Source organism: Pseudomonas sp. XP2, assembly GCF_053557975.1.
Genome location: NZ_JBNRIK010000015.1, coordinates 1 through 8,257 on the forward strand (window position 1 = coordinate 1; position 8,257 = coordinate 8,257).

General features: G+C 64.4%; 8 protein-coding genes. 3 read left to right on the plus strand and 5 right to left on the minus strand.

The genetic code is table 11. The annotated features are described in order from the left end of the window. Positions 1–126 precede the first annotated feature (126 nt). The 4 genes from ACK1VC_RS16890 to mksB form a co-directional block, all read right to left on the minus strand. Complete coding sequence (locus ACK1VC_RS16890; RefSeq protein WP_191087253.1) at positions 127–354, minus strand: hypothetical protein; 228 nt, start codon at positions 352–354, stop codon at positions 127–129. Between the two features lie 68 nt (positions 355–422). Further along, a complete protein-coding gene (gene mksF, locus ACK1VC_RS16895) occupies positions 423–3,254 on the minus strand; it encodes an Mks condensin complex protein MksF (protein ID WP_095115877.1) in 2,832 nt (943 codons plus the stop codon). Beyond that, the gene (mksE, locus tag ACK1VC_RS16900) at positions 3,251–3,958 is read right to left on the minus strand and encodes an Mks condensin complex protein MksE (protein ID WP_016484836.1); all 708 of its coding nucleotides are present in this window, start codon (positions 3,956–3,958) and stop codon (positions 3,251–3,253) included. Before mksE ends, mksF begins: the two co-directional genes overlap by 4 nt. Continuing rightward, a complete protein-coding gene (mksB, locus tag ACK1VC_RS16905; RefSeq protein ID WP_016484837.1) occupies positions 3,948–5,237 on the minus strand; it encodes an Mks condensin complex protein MksB in 1,290 nt (429 codons plus the stop codon). The genes mksE and mksB overlap by 11 nt, the downstream gene beginning before the upstream one ends. 211 nt (positions 5,238–5,448) lie before the next feature. Between mksB and ACK1VC_RS16910 the strand changes: the two genes are divergently transcribed. The 3 genes from ACK1VC_RS16910 (at position 5,449) to ACK1VC_RS16920 (ending at position 7,327) form a co-directional block, all read left to right on the plus strand. Then, positions 5,449–6,234, plus strand: coding sequence for an energy transducer TonB (locus ACK1VC_RS16910; RefSeq protein WP_191087254.1), 786 nt, complete (start codon positions 5,449–5,451; stop codon positions 6,232–6,234). Beyond that, positions 6,231–6,686 (plus strand): ribosomal protein S18-alanine N-acetyltransferase, encoded by a 456-nt coding sequence (rimI, locus tag ACK1VC_RS16915; RefSeq protein ID WP_016484839.1) that lies wholly within the window; start codon positions 6,231–6,233, stop codon positions 6,684–6,686. The genes ACK1VC_RS16910 and rimI overlap by 4 nt, the downstream gene beginning before the upstream one ends. Before the next feature lie 65 nt (positions 6,687–6,751). Then, positions 6,752–7,327 (plus strand): D-Ala-D-Ala carboxypeptidase family metallohydrolase, encoded by a 576-nt coding sequence (locus tag ACK1VC_RS16920; RefSeq protein WP_191087255.1) that lies wholly within the window; start codon positions 6,752–6,754, stop codon positions 7,325–7,327. Here ACK1VC_RS16920 and ACK1VC_RS16925 read toward each other — a convergent pair. After that, complete coding sequence (locus ACK1VC_RS16925; protein ID WP_016484841.1) at positions 7,267–8,184, minus strand: LysR substrate-binding domain-containing protein; 918 nt, start codon at positions 8,182–8,184, stop codon at positions 7,267–7,269. The two genes, ACK1VC_RS16920 and ACK1VC_RS16925, sit on opposite strands and share 61 nt — an antisense overlap. Between the last annotated feature and the right edge of the window lie 73 nt (positions 8,185–8,257).

Consider the following 8,257-nt stretch of genomic DNA (forward strand, 5'->3'; position numbering starts at 1 on the left):
CTGCGGCCTCCATTCGCGGGGCAAGCCCGCTCCCACAGGTACTGCACAAGGTTCAAGCTCTGTGCAGTACCTGTGGCAGCGGGCTTGCCCCCGAATGGGCCGCAAAGCGGCCCCAATACCCCGATGTCAGGCCAGTTCCTCGGCCTGATCCTCACGCACAACCGCCTTCACCTCATCCAGCCGGCTGATGAACTTCCAGTCCGCCTCGTAAGTGATTGAAGGCAGCCCGCAGAACGCGGTGACCGCGATTCCGATCCTGCCTTGGGCGCATTGATAGCCTGGTAGATTGCCGGGAGGCCTGCGGCCTCCATTCGCGGGGCAAGCCCGCTCCCACAGGTACTGCACAAGGTTCAAGCTCTGTGCAGTACCTGTGGGAGCGGGCCCCCGCGAATGGGCCACAAAGCGGCCCCAATACCCCGATGTCAGGCCAGTTCCTCGGCCTGATCCTCACGCACAACCGCCTTCACCTCATCCAGCCGGCTGATGAACTTCCAGTCCGCCTCGTCGATGTAGATGCCGTTCGGCCCGCTGCCGCCCTCCAGGTCGATCGCCACGTGCGCCGATACCTGTGGCTTCACACTCGCCAGAATCGGTACGAAGCCCAGCTGCAAGCTGGTCTCCAGCAGTGCCGCCTGGTTGCGTTCGTCGATGTCTGCTGCTTCGTCCAGGTAGTAGGGCAGGCGGATGCGCCCGGCCAGGTCGCGGTCCATCAGGTGCAGCAACAAGTACATGTTGGTCAGCGCCTTGATGGTCATGGTGGTGCCGTTGGAGGCAGCGCCGTCGATGTCGGCGTGGATGATCGGCTGGCCGTTGACCTTGGTGATTTCGAACGCCAGCTCGAACAGGTCTTTCAGGCCCAGCTGGTTGTGGTTGGCCGCCACCAGGCGTGCCAGGTACTCCTTGGCCTCTTCGTTCTTGTTGTCCTGATCGGCGCTTTGGGTCAGGTCGAACACCGACAGGGTTTCGCCTTCTTCGTACTGGCCGGCGCTGTGGATGATCTGGTCGATGTGCTTGAGCGCTTCCTTGTTCGGCGCCAGCACCACGCGGAAGCTTTCCAGGTTGGAGACCTGACGCTTGTTGATCTCGCGGTTGAACAGGGCCAGCTGATGCTCGAGGCTGTCATAGTCGCTGCGGATGTTGCGCAGGGTCCGGGCGATGTCGGTGACCGCCGCGCGGCGTGCCTTGGCCAAGGTCAGGGCTTCTTCGGTGCGGTGCGCATAGGCGTTCACCAGCAGTTGCAGGCGGCGCTCCATGTCGTCTTCACTGTCGAACTTGGCCACGCCTTTGAGGCGCACCTGGGCGTAAAGCGCCTCGATCTGGTTATCTACCCGCTGCAGGCTCTGCCAGCTGTCCTGGTAGTCGTTGAGCAGCGGCAGCAGGTTGTCCATCGAGTCGTCGATGGCCTCCATGAAGGGGGTGCCGTAGGGCAGGTCGGCCGGCAGCAGCTGGCGACGACGCAGGGCGTCTTCCAGGGTGCGCTGCTTGGACTCGAGGTCGCCGATCTGTCGGCCGACCAGCTGCAGCTTGGCCGACAGCTGCTGGACGCGCTCGGTGAAGGCATCACTGGAGCGCTTGAGTTCGTCCTGGGCGGCTTCCAGTTGCGACAGCTGCTCCAGCTTCTCGGGCTCTTCGGCGGCCAGGGTTTCGCTGCGGCGGAAATCTTCCAGCGCCTTCTGCGCGTCCAGCACTTGCTGGTACAGGGTTTCGGTTTGCGCCTTGGAGGCGGAGCGGTCGGCGGTGACCGCCTGCTGGGTCTTGAGCTGTTTCAGCTCTTTTTCCAGGCGCTCTTTCTGGTCGCGCAGGGCGGCGCGGTCGGCCAGGGCCTGCAGCGCCGGTGGATCAATGTGGGTGAGGTCGATGGACAGCCCCGGCGCTTCGAAGCGTTCGCCCTTGAAGCCGTCCAGTACCGCTTCCAGCGATTTTACCCACAGGTCGCTGTCGTCCAGTTCGATGCCACGGTCGCCCAGCGGCAGGCTGAACAGCGCACCGTTGAACAGACGCATCAGGCGGTCGACGTCCTGTTGCGAGAACTCCTCGCGCAGGCGGGCGTAGCTGTTGTTGTCAGCGTGGTCCAGCTGCTGCTTGACCTGCTTCAGGCGTTTTTCCAGGTCGCGTACACGCTCATCCAGGTCTTCGGCGGAGAACTGGCGCGACTGTGCCAGGGCGCCGGCCAGTTCGTCGTGGGCATCCTTGGCCGCCAGCAGTTGCTGTTCCAGCACCTTGACGTCATCGACCAAGGCAAAGCGGTGCTTGAGCACCGACAGCTCGCCCAGCCAGCGCTGGATACCGGTGATTTCGCGCTCCAGGCGCATCAGCTCCTGAGTGCCACCGCGCTGGTCGTTCTGCAGGCGGTCCTGCTCGCCGCGGTAGTGCTCGGACTGGATAACCAGCTCTTCCTTGCGCGCCATGGCGTATTCCTGCCAGGTGCCCAGCAGGGTATCGAGCACCGGCGAAATGCGGTGCAGCTTGCCGCGCAGTATGTCGCGCTGGGCCACACCACCGGCCAGGGCCTCGACCAGAGGGCCGGCAGCCACCAGGGCGTTGTAGTCCTGTTCCATGCGGCGCACGTCGCGGAAGGCTTCCTCACACGCGGCGATATAGTCGACGCTGCCCGAACGCAGGCTGTGCTCGAAGGCGTCAAGGAACAGCTGCTTGAGCTTGGCTGCGGTGATTTCGCGCATGTGCAGCAGGTTGATGAACAGCGCGCGGAAGGTTTTCAGGCTTTGCTCGCTGGTGGAGCGCAGCGGGATCATGGTCAGGTCCAGCGGCACCGAGGTGTGGCCGCCAACCAGCAGGCGGCGCAGTTCGTCCGGCTTCAGCTCGTAGGCCTTGATGCCCAGCCGTTCCAGGTTGGTGAACAGCTCTTTCTGGCGCAGGCAGGTGTCGTTTTTCTGGTAGTGGGCCAGGTCCAGTTCACCTTTGTAGGCAAAGAACTGGTGACCGAAGCCGCCGCCCGGGCCGCGGCCAACCACGCCGATCACGTGCGGGCCGTGGGGCAGGCTCAGCTCGCAGAGAATGTACGAGGTATCGCTGGCGAAGTAGAAGCGGCGTGACTGCTCGAGGCTGTACTTGCCGAAGCTCATGTCCGACATACGCGCCAGGATCGGGAACTGCAGGGCGTTGATCGACGCCGACTTACCCAGGTTGTTGGCACCGTATACCGACAGCGGATGCTCCAGCGGGAACAGGCCGAGGCTGTAGCCAGCGGTGTTGAGCAGTGCGAAGCGGCGGATGCCGTAGCGTTCCTGGCTCATGCGTCAATCTCCTGTTGCTCTTCGCGGATGGCCCGGGCCAGGGCGTCCTCTTCGCTTTCCTCGCCCTCGAAAGGCGTGAGGTCGAGCGGGTCGTCGGTGCGGTTGAGTTCTTCGGGGCTTTCTTCCTCGACCAGCACCGGGGTCGGCAGCGGCAGGACGCTGTGCAGGGTGGCGGCCAGGTCGCGGTCCTGCTGGACCGAAAGGCACACATCGAGGAAGCGGTGCATCGGCGGCAGGAAGCGGTAGATGCCGCCTTCTTCATGGGCGAAGCCGAGCTGGGTCATGCGGCGCAGGATTTTTTCTTCCAGCTCGTCTACGGTCTGCACTTCGGCCTGCAGGAACAGGTCGCGGTACTTGTCCAGCAGCGAGGGCAGTTCGTCGCGACCGATGCTGCCGCCGTCGAGCACCGCCATCGGGTCACGGCCCTGGTCGGCCAGGTGCTCAACCAGGATGAAGGTGAACAGCGACAGGCGCTGCGCGGTCTTGTTGACCTGCGCGGCGGTCATGTCCGGCACGAAGTAATAAAAGCCGCGGGTGTCGCACACCAGCTCGAAGCCCAGGGCCTTGAACAGGGTGCGGTACTGGTCCTGGAAGTTCGACAGCTGGGCGTACAGCTCGGGGTCGCGGCGGCTGACGTGGAAGCCTTTGAACAGCTCGCGGAAGATCGGCGCGAGCTGGGACAGTTCGGAAAGATCAAGATGCATGGGCTGGGCTCGCGTTGGGTTCGGTAGGCGCGCTGGTGGCGTCTTCGCGGCTGGAGGTCAGGGCGAACGAGCGCAGGCTGACCAAGTGTTCCTGGGTGGTGTACTCGCGGCGTTCCAGGCGTTCGCGCTTGAAGCGCTTTTCCCGCGACAGGCGCGAGAACCAGTACAGCAGTTCGTCGGTGGCGCCTTCGGGTTCCTGTTCCAGCAGCCAGACCATCAGGTCGGGCAGCGGCAGGGCCTGTTCGCAGCGTTCGGCCATTTCCTTGACCGTGCGCGGTGCACGGGGCAAGTCGCCGGACTGGGTCTTGTGGGCCTTGGGGAAGCGCGCCGGCTTGGGCTCGAAGCGCGCCAGGGCGTACACATAGGCTTCGACCTGGCTGGCACTGCCGAGGAAAGTGCTCTGCGGGCGGGTGAACATCGGCATGGCCGCCTGCGGCACGGCGTCGATGCCCTTGCGCCGGATCACCGACAGGGCCAGCGCGGCGCCACGGGTCACGGCGTTGTGACGGCGGGCTTCTTCGCGCAGCGGCAGCAGCAGTTCACGGGCGTGGCGCAGGGTTAGCTGGGCGCTGGTCTGCATTTCCAGGATGCGTGCGTGGGTGCGCAGCAGCATGTCGTCGTCGACCAGGTGGCCCAGGCGCGCCTGTTCGCCCAGCAGCTTCAGCAGCACGGTCTCGACCTTGCGCACGCCTTGTTCGAAGGCGCCGTCAGCGTTCACCAGCTGGATCATCGGCTCGACGTATTCGTCCCAGGTGGCCAGTACTTCGGCGTAACGCTGGCGCAGCGGGATCTGCCGGTTGCTGGTCTTGGCCCGCTCGGCCACGGCTACCAGGGCCTGTTCGTCGTTATCGAGCTTTTTCAGCACATCGCGCACGCGCATGTCGAGCAGGCGCAGCTGGCGCGCCAGGTCGTCGCTGTCGCGGTTGTCGAAGGCGTCCTGGATATGGCCGGCCAGGCGTTCAAGGTGGCGCAGGTAGGCTTCGATCTCCAGGCACAGGCCCAGCCGGTGTTCGCGGCGCAGGTACGCAAGGAAGTCGTGGATCTGCGCGTTGAGCTCGAAGCGGTTCGGGCTTTTGGCCACCGGGACCAGGATATCCAGGCGGATCCACACGTCGAGTAGCTGGGTGATGTCCTGCGGCGTGCTTTCGAGCTGCTGGCGGGCCACATGCTGGCGCAGCTCTACCAGGCTCAGGGTGCCCTGGTCGAAACGCTCGCACAGCGGCTCGATCAGGGCCCAGTGTTCGGCTAGGGCGCGCAGGACGCGCTTGGGTTCGATCATTGGCTTCGACTCGTTGCCAAGAAAAAGGGGGCGATTGTACTGCATACGGGGGGGAGGTTTTCACCCCTTGGTCTGTAATGGGGGATAACCTTTTTGCTTGTGTGTGTATGGCGTTGTTTTTGTGGTGGCGCTCGGTCTGATAGGCGCTGCAAAAACCACGGCGTACACGTTAGAATGCCCAACTGCCTTGAGCCCCTCGGATACCCGCCCCTTGCTGACCGAACCCCGTCGCCGCGCCTACCTTTCCGCCATGCAAGTGGTGCATTGGCTGCCGCGCGCCGAACTGCCGTTCGCCGCACCGTCGCGCCCCGAGCTGCTAATGCCGGTGGCGCAGGTCGAGGACATCGATTTCGAGGTCATGCCGGCACCGGCTGCAAACGAAGCGCCCGCGATTCCTCAGGCCCGTTCCGGTGAGCGGCCGAAAATCGAGATCCCGCGCCCAGGCAGCCTGCCCAAGCCTGCCGCCAAGCCCGTGGAGGCCGAAGAGCAGCCCGTACCACCACGCCCGGCCCCTGTGCCGCCACCGCGCTTCTCGTTGCAGTTGTTGCGCGCTGGCAGCTGCCTGCTGCTGGTGGAACTGGCCACCGGCCAGCCTTTCCAGAGCCGTGACCCGTCCTACCTGCTGCTCAAGGACATGCTGCGCGCCGCCGGCCTGCCAGACGCCCCGCAGATCATCGGCGAGCCGGTGCGCTGGCCGTTGCTGGTCCGCGGCAACATGGACCAGGGCCCCGAAGCCGCGCGCGATTTCGTTCAGGGCTTTGTCCAGGCGCGCCTGGAAGATGCACCGAGTACCTGCCTGTGGCTGATTGGCATGCCGGCACTGCGCTTTGCCGGCAACGCCGATGCTACGGCCTATTACCAAACCCTCAAGCTGGACGGCCTGGGCGACGCCTGGGCGCTGCCGGGCCTTGAACTGTTGATGGACGAGCCGCAGCGCAAGGCGGAGGTCTGGAAAGCCATGCGCCAGCTGATGGCGCGCTGGAAGAGCGTTGAATGAGTGAATCGATCAGTTTCCGCCCGATGACCGAGGCGGATCTGGAAGCCGTACTTAAGATCGAATATGCCGCGTTCAGTCACCCCTGGACCCGCGGGATCTTTCAGGATGCGCTCAAGTCCTACGAAGTCTGGCTGATGTTCGATGGCCAGCAGCAGGTTGGCCATGGGGTGATCAACGTGATCATCGACGAGGCGCACCTGCTCAACATTACCGTCAAACCGGAAAACCAGGGGCGCGGGCTGGGCCTGCGCTTGCTGGAGCACCTGATGGCCAGGGCCTACCAGCTCAATGGCCGCGAGTGTTTCCTTGAGGTGCGCGCCAGCAACCAGTCGGCCTATCGTTTGTACGAGCGCTACGGTTTCAACGAAATCGGCCGCCGCCGCGACTATTATCCGATTGCCGGCGGCCGTGAAGACGCCCTGGTGATGGCTTGCACCCTGCTTGAGGATTGACCTCGCGTAGTCGGTGCCATCCACCGCGTAGCTTTGTTTGTTCTCTATGCAGGGATGGATGACGAATGAAAAAACTGCTTCTGGCGGCAGGCCTGCTGATCGCGGGTGCTGCCCACGCCGACGAACGCGACCTGTGGATGTTCGCCCAGTGGGCCGGCGACCATCAAACCCGTCCCTTCCGTGAAATGCTGGTGGATGCCCGTCTTTACGGTGTTGTGCCTATCCATCAACTGCTGCGTTCGGCCTCGGACTGGAAGCTGTGTAGAGCGTCTCCTTTTGCCGTACCGCCTACCGGCAACTGGCCGGCTGTGCGCTCCACCCTTTCGCTGATCAAGATGCTGAGCGACCAAGGCATCCTGCGCCAGTTCGAGGTGGTTTCGGCCTACCGCGACCCTCGTCTGAATACGTGCGCAGGCGGTGCTGCCAACAGTGCCCATACCCGCGCCTTCGCCGTCGATATCCTGCTGCCGGCCTGGACCGACCCCAATCCGCTCTGCCGTTTCTGGCAGCAGCATGGCCAGGCCTGGAGCATGGGCCTGGGGCGCTACCCGTCCGGGCGGATCCATCTGGATACCGCGGGCTATCGCACCTGGGGCGGCGATGGTAGCGCGGGGTCGTCGTTCTGCCTCAAGCCCAAGTGAGCCAGGCAACGCTGGCATTCGCCCATTACCCACTCTGTGAAGCGTTGGCGCTTGCCGCTGTCGTTCAGAGGCTGTGGGCTGAGCAGGTGGTAGGCCGAGCCATCACGCACAAAACCGAACGGTGCCTGCAACTGCCCGCTGTCGAGTTCGTCGCGCACCATCAGGGCTGAGGCCATGGCCAGGCCCAGGCCAGCGCTGGCGGCCTGGATAGACAGGTAGAAGTGCTCGTAGTCGCTGCGTTCGTTACGCCGCGCCTGTTGGCCGCTGTGTCGCAGCCAGGTGCGCCAGGCGCCAGGGCGGGTGGCGCTGTGCAGCAGGCGTTGGCCGTCGAGCTGAGTGGAGGCGGTGGGGTGGCACACCGGGCCGATCCATTCATCACAGATTTTCTGGTTATACAGTTGGTTGTCCCAGTGGAAATCATCGCGGCGGATGGCCAGGTCGACACCGCTGCGGGCGAAGTCCAGTGGGCCGCCGGCGGCCACCAGGTGCAGCTGCAAGTCGGGGTGGTCGGCATGGAAGCGGGGCAGGCGCGGGATCAACCAGCGCATGGCGATGGTCGGCTCGCAGGACAACACCAGCACATTGTCGCGGGCCTGTTGTTGCAAGCGCTGCACGGCACCTTCGAGCTGTTCGAAAATCGCCTGGGTGGTGCCTTGCAGGGCACGGCCGGCGGGGGTGAGGAAGATGGCCCGGTTACGGCGCTCGAACAGCTCCACGCCAAGGCTTTCTTCAAGCAGGCGTATTTGCCGGCTGACCGCGCCGTGGGTGACGTGCAAGTGCTCGGCGGCGCGCACGAAGCTCTCGGTCTGGGCGGCGATGTCGAAGTAGCGCAAGGCGTTGAGCGGCGGCAGTTTCATGGCATCCCTTTTGGCCTGTGCCGGCCTCTTCGCGGGCATGCCCGCTCCCACAGGTACTGCGCATTTCTCAGGT

Coding starts and splice junctions, on each gene's coding strand:
- rimI (WP_016484839.1), top strand. CDS start 6,231: ATGAGTGAATCGATCAGTTTCCGCCCGATGACCGAGGCGGATCTGGAA.
- mksF (WP_095115877.1), bottom strand. CDS start 3,254: ATGAGCCAGGAACGCTACGGCATCCGCCGCTTCGCACTGCTCAACACC.
- mksE (WP_016484836.1), bottom strand. CDS start 3,958: ATGCATCTTGATCTTTCCGAACTGTCCCAGCTCGCGCCGATCTTCCGC.
- mksB (WP_016484837.1), bottom strand. CDS start 5,237: ATGATCGAACCCAAGCGCGTCCTGCGCGCCCTAGCCGAACACTGGGCC.
- ACK1VC_RS16925 (WP_016484841.1), bottom strand. CDS start 8,184: ATGAAACTGCCGCCGCTCAACGCCTTGCGCTACTTCGACATCGCCGCC.
- ACK1VC_RS16920 (WP_191087255.1), top strand. CDS start 6,752: ATGAAAAAACTGCTTCTGGCGGCAGGCCTGCTGATCGCGGGTGCTGCC.